Consider the following 16,292-nt stretch of genomic DNA (forward strand, 5'->3'; position numbering starts at 1 on the left):
AAGCGCCTGGCGCCCACACGCCGGGCGTCGCAACGCTAATGCGGGGCCGAACTCCTCTGGAAACCGATTCTCAAATGCTCCTGAGGCATTGCTTGCCGACAGCGCGCCTTTTCAGGCGCTGCCAGCCGGCATTGTCGGCGTATCGTCCGGATAAGATTTTCCGGCGCCTTTCAGGCCCGTCGCGGGATACGCGCTGACCGGGCAATTCGTTGTCATTCTCCAGTGGGCACGTATTGTAACTGAACCACAATCTAGCGCCGCAAGTGGTGAAAATCCCCGTACGGCACCCCGATATCCCGAAAATATAACGCGCGCACGACCAAAAAGCGATGGTCGTGCACGCTTTAATACAGCAGGGTTTTCACGCGCTTTTCATACGCGCGACTTTTCAGTGAGCTTTCGGCCGCTGTTAAAGCGGATTCAGCAGACGATTTGGGCGGCGCGCGCCTTCCGCATATTCCGTTTCAGCCAGTAGCACGGCGTATGCCGCATCGCATGGTTTTCGGTCTGAGTAAACGACAAGCCCCGGGCAAGCCGGGGCTGAAGACTTCTTAGGCGAGGCAGGCGTCCAGACCGTCGGTGATCAGGTCTTGCGGCAGTTCAATGCCGATAAACACCATCTTGTTGGTCTTTTTCTCGATCGGCTGCCATTTTGCGGCCAGATCGCTGCCCATCATCTGATGCACGCCCTGGAACACCACCTTGCGGTCGACGCCCTTCATGTAGAGCACGCCCTTATAGCGCAGCAGGCGCTCGCCATAAATCTGCAGAATGCCGCCGAGAAAGTCTTCCAGCTTGTTCGGATCGAACGGCCGGTCGTTGCGGTAGACGAACGACTTGATCTTGTCGTCATGGTGCGCATGGTGGTGATGCGCGTGATCATGGCCTTCGTGATCGCACTTGCCGTGGTCGTGATCGCAATCGGCGTGATCGTCGTGGGTATGGCCGTGCTCGTCATGGGCGTGAGCGTGGCTGTGCGCATGCTCGTCTTCGACGAGGAAGTCGGGATCGATCTCGAGCTTCGAATTCAGGTTGAAGCCGCGCAGGTCGAAGATTTCCTTGATGTCCGCCTCGCCGAAATTGACCACCTTGATCGCCGCGCGCGGGTTCATGTGCAGCAGACGGTGGCGCAGATCGGCCAGTTGCTTTTCATCGACCAGATCCGACTTGGTGATGAACAGGCGATCGGCGAAACCGACCTGACGCTGCACGACTTCGTGCTCGTCCAGCTGGTGGTTCGCATGCTTCGCGTCGACCAGGGTGATGATCGCGTCCAGCAGGAATTCATTGGCGATCTGGTCGTCCATGAAGAACGTCTGCGCAACCGGGCCCGGATTGGCGAGGCCGGTGGTTTCGATCACCACGCGGTCGAAATCCAGTGTGCCGGCTTGCTTTTGCGCCGCCAGATCGCCCAGCACGCGCGACAGGTCGCCGCGAATCGTGCAGCAGATGCAGCCGTTGCTCATCTGGATGATCTGCTCGCCGGTGTCCTGCACGAGAATTTCGTTGTCGATGTTCTCTTCGCCGAACTCGTTCTCGATCACGGCGATCTTCATGCCGTGCTTTTCATTCAGGATGCGCTTGAGCAGGGTGGTTTTGCCGCTGCCGAGAAAGCCGGTCAGGATGGTGACTGGGATCATGTGGGTCGCCTGTATGGTCGTGTAACGGTGCGTTGTCGAATGCGTGGGCCGGGCGCGCAGCCGGGTGGCGCGCTGCCCTGTCCAGGCGGTTATTGAAACATATCTGTCAAGGCGACGCTGGCGGCCCCGGGTTCGAGTCCACTCCCGCCCAGGCGTCCGGCGCCGGAAATATCCCTGAAACTATGGGCGATCAGGCGATTTGCAACAGCAGGCCCTTCAGGTATTCGCCTTCCGGGAATGCGGTGAGCAGCGGGTGATCCACGCCGGCGCCCAGCCGCTTGAGGATGCGGGCGTCCACGCGCGCATCGGCGGCCGCGCCGGAGACGATCTTCTGGAACAGTTCGGCGTCGATCGCGCCGGAGCACGAATAGGTGAAAAGCAGGCCGCCCGGGCGCAGCAGCTTCAGGCCGGTCAGGTTGATGTCCTTGTAGGCGCGCGACGCGCGGTCCACATGTTCACGCGACGGCGCGAATTTCGGCGGATCGAGCACGATCAGGTCGAAGCGCTCGCCTTCGTCGTGAAGGCGGCGCAGCGTTTTGAACGCGTCGGCGTCGAGCCAGGTGGCACGCTCCGCGTCGAAGCCGTTGGCCGCCACATTTTGCTGAGCAATCGCCAGCGCGTCGCCCGACGAATCGATCGACACCACGCGTTTGGCGCCGCCTTTCAACGCCGCCAGCGAGAAGCCGCCGGTGTAGCAGAAGCAGTTCAGCACCTCGCGGTCCTGCGCGAGCTGCTGAACGAGCAGGCGGTTGTCGCGCTGATCGACATAAAAGCCGGTCTTGTGGCCGTTGCGCACGTCGACGTGATAGCGCACGCCGTTTTCGCTCGCGATCAACGCTTCCGACGGCGCTTCGCCTGCCAGCACGCCGGTGATCTGTTCGAGTCCTTCCTTCTGGCGAATCGACACATCCGAGCGTTCGTAAACGTTCGGGCAGCCGGTCGCGCCGGTCAGCGCCGCGACGATCGCGTCCTTCCACGCCTCCACGCCCGCTGCCATGAACTGACAGACCAACTGGCTGCGCTGGCCTTCGTCCTCGGCCACGTAGTGATCGACGATCAAGCCTGGCAGGCCGTCCGCTTCGCCAAAGATCAGCCGCACCGCGCCAGTGTCGTGAACCATCCTCCGACGATGCGCGAGCGCGCGCTGTACACGGCGCTTGAAAAACGCGTGATCGATCGGCTCGCTCTCGTCGAAGCTCCACACGCGGGCGCGGATCTGCGAATGCGGGCTGTAGGCCGCGCGCGCGAGGAAACGGCCGTCGTGCGCGCGCACGAGCACGGTGGCGCCGGGCGCGGGATTGCCGTCGATCCGGTCGATCGCGTTGGCATAGACCCACGGATGGCGGCGCAGCAGCGATTTTTCTTTCGACGGTTTGAGCGTAACGGTATTCATCAGGGTGTCAGAGAGAGCAATGGGCCGCGCGGCACAGCGCGCGCGGCAGGTAAAGCGAAGGCGAAGACCGTACGCCGCGAATCGAACCGCGGAGTCAGTCGCGTTTTTTGGCGCGCGGATGCGCCTGATCGTAGACGTGCGCGAGATGCTGGAAATCGAGCGCGGTATAGACCTGCGTCGCGGTAATGCTGGCGTGGCCGAGCAGTTCCTGCACGGCGCGCAGATCGCCGCTCGACTGCAGCACGTGCGTGGCGAACGAATGCCGCAGCACGTGCGGATGCACATTGGCGGGAATGCCGGCGACCAGCGCCGCGCGCTTCACGCGCTCACGCACGACGTTCGGCGACAGGCGGTTGCCGCGCGCCGAGAGAAACAGCGGATGCGGGTCGTGCTTCACCATCTGATCGCGGACGGCGAGCCAGGCGCCCAAGGCTTCCAGCGCCTTGCTGCCGACCGGCACGACGCGGCGCCGGTTGCCCTTGCCGAGCACTTCGACTTCAGCCGAATCGAGCTTGAGCCAGCCGGCCGAGCGGTAGCCGTCGGCGTCGGCGAAACGGGCGTCGAGGCCGACCAGTTCCGCGAGCCGCAAGCCCGACGAGTAGAACAGTTCGAGCATGGCGTGATCGCGCAAACCTTCTGGCGAGGCGGCCGGCGGACTTTCCATCAGACGCGTGGCGTCGTCGACGGATAGCGCTTTGGGCAGCGGTTTAGCCTGCTTCGGCGCGCGTACGGTCGCGACCGGATTGGCCGCCAGATCGACGCGCCCGGCAAGCCAGCGGTAAAACGCGCGCCACGCCGACAGCCGATGGCTGATCGAGCGGGCCGTAAGGCCGCCCGCGTGCGCCCGCGAAACGGCGCCGCGAATGTCCACGGGTGTGAGGCTTTCGAGCGGCCGGCCTTTGGCCAGTTGCTTGAGTTCTTCCAGTTCGTGGGCGTAGCCGCGCAGCGTATGCGCCGAGAGCCGTCGCTCGTGTTCGAGGTTCGACAGATAGGCGGCGATCGGGTCGGCGGCGGTCACGGTGGGTTTGTCGAGCGGCTGGGGCGGGCGGAGCGGAACGCCGTTCAGCGCGGCAGCAGACGGCTCAGCGCCGCGCTGGCCAGCGCGCCGATCTGCGTCAGGAAATCAGTGGCCATGCCGTCGTGGAAGCGGCGCGAATCGGCCGAACCCATCACCAGCAGGCCGAAGGTGGGCGCTTCTTCCTTTGCTTCCGGATCGCGCAGCGCGAGCAGCGCGATCGATTCGGTAGCGTGCGCCGACTCGGACGCCGCGTGGCCAGTCGAGCCCTCGTCGCTCACCGCGCTCACGGAGGGCACCAGCCACTGCGCGGCCTCGAAGCCGGTATTCGCACCGCAATACGGCGTGGTCAGGCTGTTGGCGAAAATGCGCACTTCTTCGCCGACATGGCGCGCGAAGTCGGCCTGAGCGTACGGCTCGGCCACATCCCACACGCGCAGCGCGGCTTGCGGCACGTCGAAGATGTCGCGCAAACCGGTGGCGATCGTGCGCGGCAGCGCATACGGATCGCGCTCGGCCATCACGCGAATCGTCCAGCGGTTGAATTTCGACGCGATGCTGTCGTTCTCGTGGCCGTAGCGCAAGAGTTCGGCGAGGCGGCGTTCGAGGTGCTTGTTCTTGTCGCGCAGCATTTCCATCTGCCGTTCCTGCAGCGACACCGCGGCTTTGCCGTGCGGGTTCGCGAGGCGGACCGTCGCGAGCATTTCCGCGTGTTCGGCGAAGAATTCAGGATTGGCAAGCAGATATTCGGCGACTTCGCGATCGTTCATGGTTTCGGCTAAAGGACTACGGGGCAACGCCTTAGGGCGGCGCAACGGTCAATGAGTTTATGCGGCCTGTGAATTGGCCAACGAGTCGGCCAATGAGTCGGGCAGTTCGATTTCGCCTTCGAAAACCGTCGCGGCAGGGCCGGCCATGAGCAGCGGCTGGTCTGCTTGCGCGGCGTCCCACGTGATGGTCAGTTTGCCGCCATGCGTGTGGACGAGCACCGGTGCGTCCAGCAGCCCGCGCCGGATGCCGGCCGCAACCGCCGCACACGCGCCCGTGCCGCACGCCAGCGTTTCCCCCGCGCCGCGTTCGTACACGCGCAGCTTGATCTCGCTACGGCCGACGATCTGCATGAAGCCCGCGTTCACCCGCTGCGGAAAACGCGCATGACGTTCGATCACCGGGCCTTCAACCAGCACCGGGAACGCCTCGACGTCGTCGACCACTTGCACGGCGTGCGGATTGCCCATCGACACCACCGAAATCCAGCGCGTCGTGCCGTTCACGTCGAGCGGCCAGAGCGTGTCCGCGCCCTCGCCGCGGCCTTGCAGACCTTTGGTGGCGAACGGCACGCGTTCCGGGTCGAACACGGGCGTGCCCATGTCGACCAGCACTTCGCCGTTTTCCTGCATGGTCAGCGTGATGGTGCCCTTTTGCACCTGCACGCGCACGCTGCGCTGATCGGTGAGGCCACTGTCACGCACGAACTTGACGAAGCAGCGCGCGCCGTTGCCGCAATGCTCGACTTCGCCGCCGTCGCAATTGAAGATGCGATATCTGAAATCGACGCCGGCCACCGTGGGCTTCTCGACCAGCAGCAACTGATCGGCACCGACGCCGAAATGCCGGTCCGCGAGCGCGCGCACCTGCGCCGGCGTCAGGTTGACCGGTTGGGTGTAGCCGTCGAGCACGACGAAGTCGTTGCCCGCACCGTGCATTTTGGTGAATTTCAGTTTCATCACGCTATTGTAAGTGACGCGCCCACGGGTGCACCCGAACGCCGCGTTATTTCCGTGTCAGGGCGCGTTCTTCGCGCGCCGCGAAGGCGGCCGTTCAATACACGCTCGGCTGACCCGGCGGCCGGGTCTTGAAGCGCTTGTGGACCCAGTAGTATTGCTCGGGGATCAACGGAATCTGCTCTTCCAGGAAGGCATTCATGCGACGGGCGTCCGCGTCGTCGTCGCCGGTCGGGTAGTTTTCCCACGGCTTGAATACTTTCAGCCGGTAGCCTTTGTAATTCGGCAGCACCTCGCCGATGAACGGCACGACCTGCGCGTGACCGACTTTGGCCAGACGTCCCACCGCGGTCAGCGTACAGGTCGGCACGCCGAAAAACGGCACGAAGGTGGAATTTCGCGCGCCGTAATCCATGTCGGCGCCGAGCATCACTGGCTTGCGCTCGCGCAGCCAGCGCAGCACGATGCGCGCGCTGTCGGCGCGGCTCGCCATGTCCGCGCCGAAACGCGCGCGCGCCGCTTTGGCGACTGCTTCGAGCTCCGGGTTCGACATCGGCTGATAGAGCGAGCCGCATTGGCGCTTGAGCGAATAGTTCAGGAAGATCGAACCGGCCTCGATACCCACGAAGTGAAAGCCGAGAAACAGCGTGGGCGGCAGATTCGGGTCCGTCAGATCGATCGCGCTGTCGAGCTGGATCAGCTTTTCGAGTTTCTTCGCCGAGCCGAACCACTGCACGCTGCGTTCGAGGTAGCTGCGGATCGCGTGACGGAAATGCTTCTGCGCGACGTCTTCGCGACGCTCGTCGCTCCAACCGGGGAAGCACAGCTTCAGATTGATATGGACGATGCGTTTGCGCCGGCTCGGGATCTGATAGAGCAGCCAGCCGAGTCCGTCGCCGAGACGGGCCACGAAACCATAAGGCAACAGTGCAAACAGTTTCAGCAGCCCGATCGCGAGTTTGGCGCCATAGCGGCTCAGCATGCCGCCTCCTGAAAAGAGGCGCGGCACAAGACGGGCTTCAGGAAAGCGGAAAAGTTGACGTAATACCGCACTCTTGGACACTCTGTGACAATCATAAGAAGTCGCTATAATAAGGGCTTCGCCGAGTTAATAGACAACTTGCGGGGCGAAGCCGGCGGCTGCAATCCATGTGATCTGCGCCGCCTGGTAAGGTAATCCGCTAAAGCGTCGCCGCTTCAAGGCTCCCGAAGCTGGCTACGTGAAACTCAACCGTAACCACACAACAGGAGTCTGCAACGTGGCAAACGACTATCTCTTCACTTCCGAATCCGTTTCCGAAGGCCATCCCGACAAAGTCGCGGATCAGATTTCGGACGCCATTCTCGACGCCATTCTGGCTCAGGACAAATACTCGCGTGTCGCCGCGGAAACGCTGTGCAACACGGGTCTCGTCGTGCTGGCGGGTGAAATCACCACCACCGCCAACGTCGATTACATCCAGGTCGCGCGCAACACGATCAAGCGCATCGGCTACGACAATACCGACTACGGCATCGACTACCGCGGCTGCGCGGTGCTCGTCGCGTACGACAAGCAATCGCCGGACATCGCCCAGGGCGTGGACCGCGCGCACGACAACAACCTCGATCAAGGCGCCGGCGACCAGGGCTTGATGTTCGGCTACGCGTGCGAAGAAACGCCGGAACTGATGCCGCTGCCGATTCACCTGTCGCACCGTCTGGTGGAGCGTCAGGCGAATCTGCGCCGTGACGGCCGCCTGCCCTGGCTGCGTCCGGACGCGAAGTCGCAAGTCACCGTGCGTTATGTCGACGGCAAGCCGCATGCGATCGACACCGTGGTGCTGTCCACGCAACATTCGCCGGATATCGATCTGGGCACGCTGCGCGAAGCCGTGATCGAAGAAGTCATCAAGCCGACGCTGCCGGCCGAGCTCATCAAGGGCGACATCAAGTTCCTCGTGAACCCGACGGGTCGTTTCGTGATCGGCGGTCCGCAAGGCGATTGCGGTTTGACCGGCCGCAAGATCATCGTCGATACGTACGGCGGTGCCGCACCGCACGGCGGCGGCGCGTTCTCGGGCAAGGATCCGTCCAAGGTCGACCGTTCGGCGGCTTACGCCGGCCGTTATGTCGCGAAGAACATCGTGGCCGCGGGCCTGGCTTCGCGCTGCCTGATTCAGGTCTCGTACGCTATCGGCGTCGCCCAGCCGACGTCGGTCATGGTGAACACGTTCGGCACGGGCCGCGTGTCGGATGCAACCATCACGCGTCTCGTGCAGGAGCATTTCGACCTGCGCCCGAAGGGCATCATCCAGATGCTCGACCTGCTGCGCCCGATCTACGAGAAGAGCGCGGCCTACGGTCACTTCGGCCGCGAAGAGCCGGAATTCACGTGGGAATCCACGGACAAGGCATTGGCGCTCGCCGAAGCCGCCGGCACGGAACCGGTTGCCGCGCTGGCCGAATAAGCGCAAGCCGTCCGTTTCAGCAAAAAACCCCGCTGGCGCCAGCCGGGCGGGGTTTTTTCATTTGTGCCGGTTGCTTTACTGCGCCGCTGATCGGCGGCTGCAAGGCCGCGATGTGTTCTCGCATTGACGCGGCCGTTGAAGCCGCGCCGGTCAAGAAGCGTGCTGCGTTCCGTAATTGTCTTAACGGCTCGCGAATGCGAACGCGAACCAGCCGGTGCTGGCGTTCGTCGACATGCGACGCGGGCGGCGGCTCGTGTTCTGCGGCGCGGCCACCGGCGCGCGCTGCGCGGTGAGGCGTAGCGGCGTCGGTTTGCGCAGCAGCGTGCGCAGCGAAAAACGGCGTGAACTGCCTTGCAGACGCAAGGTGGAGAAGAACGTGTTGAACCAGGTGCGAATGCCGTCGACGGCTCGGGTGTCGCGCCATTGTTCACCCAGCGCGCGGGTGCGGGTAGCGTGATGGCGCAGCGCGCGCACGACATGGCGGCGCGCGGGACGCGCGGCTTTCAGTGCCGCGCGGGTAAGACGGGTGCTCAGGAGAGTATGCATGGCTTCACAAGTAGGCAACGTGTCGCGCGACGGAATGTGCGCCATGAAGAGCACCAAATGTGCCAATGGCGGCGTCGCAATGGACGGCACGAAAGCTTGGAATTCGACGGAAAGGTGCACGGTGTACGGCGGAGTCGGCCTCGGCGGCCTGTACGCGGCGCGAGAGTGCGGGAGTAGCGATCAACATGCAGCGCAGGTTACACGCGATTCGTGACGTCATAAAGTCGGTTTTTACCCTGCGAATACGGGTTTTTACGGGGTAGTTCGCGATTTGCGGCCGCCCGGTCGCGCCCTTTGCGGTCGATTTTTGTGCGTGCTTGCCCATTCGAAGTGCCGCGACATCGGGCTTGCCGCATGAAAGTAGTGCGTAAGGTGCGGCTTGTCACGGGTGAAACAGCAGCACCCTGCGATCGCGCCCGTTTTACAATCGTGCATCAGCTTGTCGACAGTAACGGAATACCATGTCACTTCATTCCAAGAAAGAGCAGATTCAGACGTTGCGGGAGCAGGGTTTTGTCGTCGTGCCCGGATTGGTGTCGCCCGAGCGTTGCGATGAGTTCAAGCAGATCGCGCAGCGTCAGTTGCAGGAAGCGGCCGCGCCGATCGAGTTCGAAGCGGATCTGCAGTATCCCGGCGCGCCGACCTCCAAACAGGCGCCCGGCGGTCATACAGTGCGGCGGCTGCTGGATGCGTATGGGCGTCATCCGAGATTCGCGCAATGGGCGACCGCGCCGGAAATTCGCGGCTGGATGGAACTGTATTTCGGCGAGGAGCCGCGTCTGTCACGCGCGCACCATAACTGCATGATGACCAAGCATCCGGCGTATGGCAGCTTGACCGGCTGGCATCGCGACGTGCGGTATTGGTCGTTCGAGCGGGACGATCTGGTGTCGGTGTGGCTCGCGGTCGGCGCGGAGACGGTGGATAACGGCGCGCTGTGGCTCGTGCCGAAGTCGCACAACGCCCCGTTCACTTCCGACCGGTTCGATCAGGCCAAATTTTTCCGTTCGGATCTGGAAGAGAATCAGGAGTGGATTCGCACCGCGGTGTCGCCTGATCTCAAGCCCGGCGACGTGGTGTTTTTCCACTGCAACACGCTCCATTCGGCCGGCAAGAACATTACCGATCAGGTGAAGTTTTCGCTGGTGTACACGTATCACGGCGCGAGCAATGTGCCGTTGCCGGGAACCCGTTCGGCTGCGAAGCCCGAAGTGGCGTTTTAGGCTTTTCCGATTTCTCGCAGCAGCGCTTCGGGTCCACATTCGCTCGCGGACCGCGAAGCACCACACCGCACCGCGCGTCGCGCACGCCGTTAGCGCCTGCGTCCCGACAAAGCCATTCCCGTCAGGCCGGCGATCGTGGCCACGACGCCGCCCACGATCAGCATGATCGCCTTGTTGGTCGGCGAACCCGTAAAGACGCGCGAGACGTCGCTGCTCACCGAATTGAACGCCTGCCCGCCGAAGTACAGCAGCACGATGCCGCCGACAATCAACGCGATGGAAATCGCCTTCGTCATCTATCTCTCCCCTGAGCTTGAGTCGCGCAAAGTGTAGGCGAGCCGCAAGCGATCGTCCATCCCGCATACTGGGTGTCTGCATGCATCACGTCGATTCGCTACCATAGCGGTCTGGCTGCATCCCCACTTACAAAAATAAAGCAGCACGCCTCCCGCAGCATGCGATTGCCCATGCCCGCACATGTCGGGCACCCTCACCATCAAGGACACTAGCAATGGCTTACGAAGCAGCTTCAGAACGCTATTCGGATATGCAGTACCGCGTCTGCGGTAAGTCGGGTCTCAAACTGCCTGCGCTGTCGCTCGGTCTGTGGCACAACTTCGGCGACACCACGCCGATTTCCACACAGCGCGACATCCTGCGCACGGCCTTCGACCTGGGTATCACGCACTTCGACCTCGCCAACAACTACGGGCCGCCGTACGGCAGTGCCGAAACCAACTTCGGCCGCCTCTTCAAGGACGACTTCAAGCCGTATCGCGATGAACTGCTGATTTCGTCGAAGGCCGGTTGGGACATGTGGCCGGGTCCGTACGGTCAAGGCGGCGGCTCGCGCAAATATGTGCTCGCGAGTCTCGATCAGAGCCTGCAGCGCATGGGCCTCGACTATGTCGATATTTTCTATTCGCATCGTTTCGATGCCGACACGCCGCTCGAAGAAACCGCGGGTGCGTTGGCGAGCGCCGTGCAGCAGGGCAAGGCGCTGTACATCGGGATTTCGTCGTACTCGGCAACCAAGACGCTCGAAATGGCGAAGCTGCTCGCCGAGTACAAGGTGCCGCTGCTGATTCATCAGCCCGCGTACAACATGCTCAATCGCTGGATCGAGCAGGAGCTGCTGGATACGCTGGAGAAGGTCGGTGCGGGCACCATTGCATTCACGCCGCTAGCTCAGGGTCTGCTCACCGATAAATACCTGAACGGCGTGCCGGAAGATGCGCGCGTCAACAAGCCGGGCGGCGGTTCGTTGAAACAGGAACATTTGAGCGCGCAGAACATCGAGCACGTGCGCAAGCTCAACGACATCGCGCAACGTCGCGGCCAGAGCCTGGCGCAGATGGCGCTCGCATGGGCGCTGCGCGATCCGCGCGTGACGTCCGTGCTGATCGGCGCAAGCCGCGCGGAGCAGGTGCGTGAGAACGTTGGCGCGCTGAAGAATCTCGCGTTCTCGAAGGACGAGCTGGCCGAGATCGATCGCTACGCAACCGAAGGTGGCATCAACCTGTGGGAAAAGCCGTCGACGGATCAGGCGATCTGATCCCCGGGCCTTCGCCGTTCACACAGCAGCAATAGAAAAGCCGCCCACGGGGCGGCTTTTTTCTTCTAGACGAGCGCCGGCAAACCTTCGACCAGCACGACGGCGAACATCACGCCGATCAGCGCGCCGAGCACGCGCAATGCGTTGTGCCGGAATTCCGTCTTGCAGGGAAGCGCACCGACAAACAAGGCCCCGGCCAACGCCATCGGAATGACCAGGATGAAATCGCCGATCGTGAAGTAGGTCGTCATTCTCGTCTCCTTATGTATCCCTGCGAAGGCGGCGGCTCGATTTATGGAGTCATGCACCGCCAACGCTCGATTTGAGTATAGGAGACAAGTCAGGTCGATATAGCGACGCTTTGCGGCGCTGCAGCGGCTATTCGCAAGCCGCTGAACCCGGCGCCGCAAGGGCCGCAGCGATTGCCGCGACGCAGCAATCACGATAAAAAACTTTAAGCGTTCGCTTACGTTGTCCTTACTTTTTAGCGTTATTCAATGCGCACTGGGTCGAAGCGCGAGCATCAGAAGTGAGATTGCTCGCGCGCTCGCAGACGCATCGCTGCAACCAGGCCGATGACGAGCAACACACTCACCAGCCCCGCGACGCCGTTCCATCCGAAGCCGGCCCACACGTGACCGCCGTACGAGCCGACCACGCTCGAGCCGATGTAATACGCGAGCAGATAAAGGGCGGCGGCCTGACCTTTGGCATCCTTGGCGAGACGTCCGACCCAGCCGCTCGCCACCGAATGTCCGGCGAAGAAGCCGAACGTCACGCACGCGATGCCGGCCGCGATCGCCGCCAGCGGATGCAGCAAGGTGAGCGCAAGACCGAGCACCATCAACAGCAAGCTGGCGATGAGCACGCGCGCACGGCCGAACGTGTCGGCCATGCGTCCCGACCACGGTGAGGCGACGACACCCGTCAGATACACGACGAAGATCGCGCCGATTTCCGTCTGATTCAACTGGTAAGGCGGCGCGAGCAGGCGGTAGCCGATGTAGTTGTACAGCGTGACGAAGCTGCCCATCAGCACGAAGCCGAGCAGAAACAGCAGAGACAGTCCGGGTCGTGCGAATTGCTTGAGCAGGGCGGTGCGGTGATGCGTGAAGCCGAGTCCGCTCCGCGGCACGAAATGACGCGACGGCGGCAGCAGCGCGCGAAACGCGAGCATCGACAGAATGCCGAGCACGCCGATCGTCCCGATCGCGACGCGCCACGAAAACAGATCCGCGACCACGCCGGTGATCACGCGTCCGGCCATCCCGCCGATCGCCGTGCCGCCGACGTAAAGTCCCATCGCGAGACCGAGGCCGTCGGGATGCACTTCTTCCGCGAGATAGGCCATGGCGACGGCGGGTACACCGCCGAGTGCGAGACCTTCGAGCGTGCGCAGCACGAGCAGTTGATGCCACTGCGGCGCGATCGACACACCGATGGTCAGCAGCGAGGAAACGGTAAGCGACAGCGTCATCAGTTTGTGACGGCTCCAGCCTTCCGAAACGAAGCCGGCGACGAACACGGCAAGCGCGAGCGCGACCGTGGTCAGCGAGAGCGACAGGCTGCTTTGCGCCGGCGTCACGTTGAATGCCGTCGAAAACGATGGCAGCAAGGGCTGCACGCAATAGAGAAGCGAGAACGTCGCGTAGCCGGCGAACAGCAGTGCGATGCTGGCGCGCCAGTACGCGCGTGTGCCGCGTTCGAGATAAGAGATGTCGGGCACGGCGGAAGCGTTGGAAGAAGCAGGCGAGGAAGCGGGCGAAGAAGTAGGAGCAGCCGAAGCAGCGGTCCGGTTGGCGTCCGGCGGCGGGGTCACGAAAAAATCTCCTCTGCGATGCAGACGACAAAGAAGTTAAGGATACGCTGAAAAAGCCGCGCGAGTCGGCGCGGCGTTCAGCGGGCCACCACTGCGACGCGATCAGACGGCGCGTCCGCCGGCCTCTTTCGGCGTCGAAAAGCTGCGGCTACCCGTGCGCGGCGGCATCGCTCGCGGGCGCGGACGGATGCACGATCTGCTCGTCCGTCGGCAGCGCGGATGCGTCCCAGCCGCCGCCCAGTGCCTTGATCAACGCCACGCTCGCGGCCATCCGCCGCCGCGCGATCGACACGGCGTTGCGCTCGTTGGTGAGCGCGGTGGTTTGCGCGACCACCACGTCGAGATAGGTGATGGCGCCGTTCTTATAGCGATTCGATACCACTGCGAGCGCTCGTTGCGCGGCGGCCACCGCGTCGTCCTGCGCGGTCGCTTCCTGTTCGAGCACGCGCAGCGCAGCGAGATTGTCTTCAACCTGGCCGAAAGCGCTCAACACCGTCTGCCGGTATTGCGCGACGCTCTCGTCGTAATGCGCACGGGCCTGTTCCTTCACCGAAGCGCGTCCGCCGAAGTCGAGCAGCGTGCCCGCCAACGTCGGCCCAAGCGACCACAGCCGGCTCGGCGCCAGCAACCATTGACTGTAGTTGGTGGCTTCGAGGCCACCCGTCACCGACAGAATGAGGTTCGGAAAAAACGCCGCCGTCGCCACGCCGATCTGCGCGTTCATATCGGCAACGTGCCGTTCCGCCGCCGCGATGTCCGGGCGGCGTTCGAGCAGCGCGGACGGCACGCCTGCCGCCGCCACGATGGGCACTGCGGTGAGCGGCGCAACCGGCAGCGAAAACGTTGAAGGCGACTGGCCGATCAGGATCGCGATCGCGTGTTCGAGCTGCGCGCGCTGCACGCCGAGGTCGAGTGCTTGCGCCTGGGTGGTCTTTAGCTGCGTCTGCGCCTGCGCGACATCCGCATCGGTGGCGATGCCGCCGGTGTAGCGATGTTGCGTGAGATCGAGTGCTTGCTTGTAGGCCTCGATCGTGTCGTCGAGCAGTTGGCGCTCCTGATCGAGTCCGCGCAGCTCGAAGTAGTCGGTGGCGAGTTCAGCCTGCATCGACAGGAGCGCGGCCTGGGCATCGGCGGCGCTCGCCTGCGCTTCGGCTTTCGCGCCTTCGACGCTGCGCGACACGCGCCCCCACAGGTCGGGTTCCCACGACGCGTCGGCTTGCACGAGGTAGTCGTTCAGCGTGAGGCCAGCGGTCGATTTGTGCAGCACGTTCTCCGACGACCGCGCGCGCGAATAGGCGCCATTCGCGCTGACGACCGGGAAGAAGCTCGACCGATATTGCGCCACGGTTGCACGGGCGGCGCGAAAGCGCGCTTCGGCGGCCTGCACGTTCTGGTTCGCGCTCGCGACCTGTTGTTCGAGTGCGTCAAGCGACGGGTCTGCGTAGACGCTCCACCACGCGCCGCGTGTGAGCGTGTCGGCGGGTTGGGCGGGTTTCCAGCCGGTGCCGTCGAGTTCCTTGTAGGTTGCCGCGGTAGTGGCGGTCGGCTTCACGTAGTCCGGCCCGAGCGTGCATGCGGTGAGTGCACATGCGCTCGCTAATGCCAGAGCGGACGCGAGCAGCGAGACACATCGCAGCGGCGCCGCGACAACACGGCGACAGGACCGTGGCGTGTTCATGACGACGCACCCGTCGCCGCACCCGCTTTTGCGGGCACGATCCGCACCGGCGCGCCATCGACGATCGAGTCCTGCGGATTCAGGATCACCTGCTCATCGCCTTGCAAGCCCGACACGATCACTACGCGCGTGCCGAAGTCCGTTCCCAACGACACGGGCAACAGCTTCACCTTGCGTTGCGCGTCGACGGTCGCCACTTTCACGCCATCCGGGCGGAACAGCAGCGCGTTACCGGGCAGCGTAAACGGCGCTGCGCCCGTGCCCAACGCGAAGTGCGCTTGTGCATAGGCGCCCGGCAGCAGGTCGCCATTTCGATTATCGACATCGACCTCTACGAGCATCGTGCGTTGTTGCGGATCGACGGCGCCCGCGGTGCGCGCGACAGTGCCCGGATAATGTTTCGAAGGCGTCTCGGTCAGCGTCAGAAACGCGGTCTGCTGCGCACGAACCTGCTGCGCGTACGCCTGCGGCACATTCACATAAACACGCAACCGATCCGCCTGCGCGACGTGAAACAGCTCCTTCGCCGGGCCACCGGCGCTACCCGCGTCGATCAGCGCCCCAACATCCACATTGCGCGCCGTCACGATGCCGTCGAACGGCGCATAGACCTTCTGGAACGACTGCGTCTTCTCGAGCCGCGCCACGTTGAAGCGCGCGGCGTCGAGCGTGGCTTTCTTCGCGAGCATGTCGCCGACTTTCTCGTCGGTTTCCTGCTTCGAGACCGACTTGCTTTTCAGCATGTCGGTCCAGCGGTCGGCGGTGCTTTTCGCGAGCGCATAGTTGGCGTTGGCGTTCGCGAGATCGGCGCGGGCCGCGCGCAATTGATCGTCCACTTCAGGTGTATCGATTTCCGCCAGCAACTGGCCGTTTTTCACGTGCGCGCCGATATCGGCGTACCACTTCTTCAGATAGCCGTTGGTGCGCGCGTAGATCGGCGTGTCGAGAAAGGCCTGCACGTTGCCGGGCAGCACGAGATCGAGACCGGCCGCAGACTTCTGCGGCTTCACCACTTCGACGCTCGTCTGGCTCGTATGCTCGGCATCGCGTTCGAGCGCCGCGTGTGCGTCGTGGCGCGACCAGATACCTTGCGCCGCCAGCGCGATGACCGCCACGGCGACCGCGACGCCGATCCAGCGTGCGCGTTTCGTTTTGGCCGGATCGTGCGGGGTGCCGGAACGCTCTGGACGTTGTCCTTCCATCAAACTTCCCCTGTAGAGATGCGCGGGCAGTCCAGGCTGCCTCTTAT

Annotated in this window: 15 protein-coding genes; 3 read left to right on the forward strand and 12 right to left on the reverse strand. The window is 63.5% G+C overall.

Features of this window, described 5'->3' with window-relative positions:
- Positions 1–551: 551 nt before the first annotated feature.
- The 6 genes from BPHYT_RS01645 to BPHYT_RS01670 all read right to left on the reverse strand — a co-directional run bounded on the left by BPHYT_RS01645 (position 552) and on the right by BPHYT_RS01670 (position 6,754).
- Positions 552–1,640: a CobW family GTP-binding protein gene (locus BPHYT_RS01645; RefSeq protein WP_012431413.1), complete on the reverse strand. Its 1,089-nt coding sequence runs from the start codon at positions 1,638–1,640 to the stop codon at positions 552–554.
- A gap of 190 nt (positions 1,641–1,830) precedes the next feature.
- Positions 1,831–3,033 carry a class I SAM-dependent rRNA methyltransferase gene (locus BPHYT_RS01650; RefSeq protein WP_012431414.1) on the reverse strand — a complete coding sequence of 401 codons (1,203 nt, stop codon included), beginning with the start codon at positions 3,031–3,033 and terminating at the stop codon, positions 1,831–1,833.
- Positions 3,034–3,127: 94 nt separating this feature from the next.
- Positions 3,128–4,051, reverse strand: a complete 924-nt coding sequence (gene xerC, locus BPHYT_RS01655; RefSeq protein WP_012431415.1) for a tyrosine recombinase XerC — start codon at positions 4,049–4,051, stop codon at positions 3,128–3,130.
- A 44-nt stretch (positions 4,052–4,095) separates the two neighbouring features.
- Positions 4,096–4,818, reverse strand: coding sequence for a DUF484 family protein (locus BPHYT_RS01660; RefSeq protein ID WP_012431416.1), 723 nt, complete (start codon positions 4,816–4,818; stop codon positions 4,096–4,098).
- A 57-nt stretch (positions 4,819–4,875) separates the two neighbouring features.
- On the reverse strand, positions 4,876–5,775 hold the full coding sequence (gene dapF / locus BPHYT_RS01665) for a diaminopimelate epimerase (RefSeq protein ID WP_012431417.1): 900 nt from the start codon (positions 5,773–5,775) through the stop codon (positions 4,876–4,878).
- A 94-nt stretch (positions 5,776–5,869) separates the two neighbouring features.
- The gene (locus tag BPHYT_RS01670) at positions 5,870–6,754 is read right to left on the reverse strand and encodes a lipid A biosynthesis lauroyl acyltransferase (RefSeq protein WP_012431418.1); all 885 of its coding nucleotides are present in this window, start codon (positions 6,752–6,754) and stop codon (positions 5,870–5,872) included.
- 277 nt (positions 6,755–7,031) lie between these two features.
- Between BPHYT_RS01670 and metK the strand changes: the two genes are divergently transcribed.
- On the forward strand, positions 7,032–8,222 hold the full coding sequence (metK, locus tag BPHYT_RS01675; protein ID WP_012431419.1) for a methionine adenosyltransferase: 1,191 nt from the start codon (positions 7,032–7,034) through the stop codon (positions 8,220–8,222).
- Positions 8,223–8,402: 180 nt separating this feature from the next.
- Here the strand turns inward: metK and BPHYT_RS01680 are convergent, their stop codons facing one another.
- Positions 8,403–8,768, reverse strand: a complete 366-nt coding sequence (locus tag BPHYT_RS01680; RefSeq protein ID WP_012431420.1) for a hypothetical protein — start codon at positions 8,766–8,768, stop codon at positions 8,403–8,405.
- A gap of 461 nt (positions 8,769–9,229) precedes the next feature.
- Between BPHYT_RS01680 and BPHYT_RS01685 the strand changes: the two genes are divergently transcribed.
- Positions 9,230–9,991 carry a phytanoyl-CoA dioxygenase family protein gene (locus BPHYT_RS01685; protein ID WP_012431421.1) on the forward strand — a complete coding sequence of 254 codons (762 nt, stop codon included), beginning with the start codon at positions 9,230–9,232 and terminating at the stop codon, positions 9,989–9,991.
- Positions 9,992–10,080: 89 nt separating this feature from the next.
- Here the strand turns inward: BPHYT_RS01685 and BPHYT_RS01690 are convergent, their stop codons facing one another.
- Positions 10,081–10,287 carry a DUF3185 family protein gene (locus BPHYT_RS01690; protein WP_012431422.1) on the reverse strand — a complete coding sequence of 69 codons (207 nt, stop codon included), beginning with the start codon at positions 10,285–10,287 and terminating at the stop codon, positions 10,081–10,083.
- A gap of 215 nt (positions 10,288–10,502) precedes the next feature.
- Here BPHYT_RS01690 and mgrA point away from each other — a divergent pair, with 215 nt between their 5' ends.
- Positions 10,503–11,546, forward strand: coding sequence for an L-glyceraldehyde 3-phosphate reductase (gene mgrA, locus BPHYT_RS01695; RefSeq protein ID WP_012431423.1), 1,044 nt, complete (start codon positions 10,503–10,505; stop codon positions 11,544–11,546).
- 65 nt (positions 11,547–11,611) lie between these two features.
- Here the strand turns inward: mgrA and BPHYT_RS01700 are convergent, their stop codons facing one another.
- From BPHYT_RS01700 to BPHYT_RS01715, 4 genes are all read right to left on the reverse strand, one after another.
- Positions 11,612–11,797 carry a hypothetical protein gene (locus tag BPHYT_RS01700; protein WP_012431424.1) on the reverse strand — a complete coding sequence of 62 codons (186 nt, stop codon included), beginning with the start codon at positions 11,795–11,797 and terminating at the stop codon, positions 11,612–11,614.
- 272 nt (positions 11,798–12,069) lie between these two features.
- Positions 12,070–13,272 (reverse strand): MFS transporter, encoded by a 1,203-nt coding sequence (locus BPHYT_RS01705; RefSeq protein ID WP_041758197.1) that lies wholly within the window; start codon positions 13,270–13,272, stop codon positions 12,070–12,072.
- A gap of 241 nt (positions 13,273–13,513) precedes the next feature.
- A complete protein-coding gene (locus tag BPHYT_RS01710; RefSeq protein WP_012431426.1) occupies positions 13,514–15,043 on the reverse strand; it encodes an efflux transporter outer membrane subunit in 1,530 nt (509 codons plus the stop codon).
- Positions 15,040–16,245, reverse strand: coding sequence for an efflux RND transporter periplasmic adaptor subunit (locus tag BPHYT_RS01715; protein WP_012431427.1), 1,206 nt, complete (start codon positions 16,243–16,245; stop codon positions 15,040–15,042). The genes BPHYT_RS01710 and BPHYT_RS01715 overlap by 4 nt, the downstream gene beginning before the upstream one ends.
- Positions 16,246–16,292: the final 47 nt, after the last annotated feature.

The organism is Paraburkholderia phytofirmans PsJN (assembly GCF_000020125.1).
Classification (GTDB): Bacteria; Pseudomonadota; Gammaproteobacteria; order Burkholderiales; family Burkholderiaceae; genus Paraburkholderia; species Paraburkholderia phytofirmans.

Excerpts from the sequence above, each read along its gene's own strand:
- BPHYT_RS01645 (WP_012431413.1), bottom strand. The coding sequence starts at position 1,640 with ATGATCCCAGTCACCATCCTGACCGGCTTTCTCGGCAGCGGCAAAACC.
- BPHYT_RS01650 (WP_012431414.1), bottom strand. The coding sequence starts at position 3,033 with ATGAATACCGTTACGCTCAAACCGTCGAAAGAAAAATCGCTGCTGCGC.
- BPHYT_RS01660 (WP_012431416.1), bottom strand. The coding sequence starts at position 4,818 with ATGAACGATCGCGAAGTCGCCGAATATCTGCTTGCCAATCCTGAATTC.
- dapF (WP_012431417.1), bottom strand. The coding sequence starts at position 5,775 with ATGAAACTGAAATTCACCAAAATGCACGGTGCGGGCAACGACTTCGTC.
- BPHYT_RS01670 (WP_012431418.1), bottom strand. The coding sequence starts at position 6,754 with ATGCTGAGCCGCTATGGCGCCAAACTCGCGATCGGGCTGCTGAAACTG.
- BPHYT_RS01680 (WP_012431420.1), bottom strand. The coding sequence starts at position 8,768 with ATGCATACTCTCCTGAGCACCCGTCTTACCCGCGCGGCACTGAAAGCC.
- BPHYT_RS01685 (WP_012431421.1), top strand. The coding sequence starts at position 9,230 with ATGTCACTTCATTCCAAGAAAGAGCAGATTCAGACGTTGCGGGAGCAG.
- BPHYT_RS01690 (WP_012431422.1), bottom strand. The coding sequence starts at position 10,287 with ATGACGAAGGCGATTTCCATCGCGTTGATTGTCGGCGGCATCGTGCTG.
- mgrA (WP_012431423.1), top strand. The coding sequence starts at position 10,503 with ATGGCTTACGAAGCAGCTTCAGAACGCTATTCGGATATGCAGTACCGC.
- BPHYT_RS01700 (WP_012431424.1), bottom strand. The coding sequence starts at position 11,797 with ATGACGACCTACTTCACGATCGGCGATTTCATCCTGGTCATTCCGATG.
- BPHYT_RS01710 (WP_012431426.1), bottom strand. The coding sequence starts at position 15,043 with ATGAACACGCCACGGTCCTGTCGCCGTGTTGTCGCGGCGCCGCTGCGA.
- BPHYT_RS01715 (WP_012431427.1), bottom strand. The coding sequence starts at position 16,245 with ATGGAAGGACAACGTCCAGAGCGTTCCGGCACCCCGCACGATCCGGCC.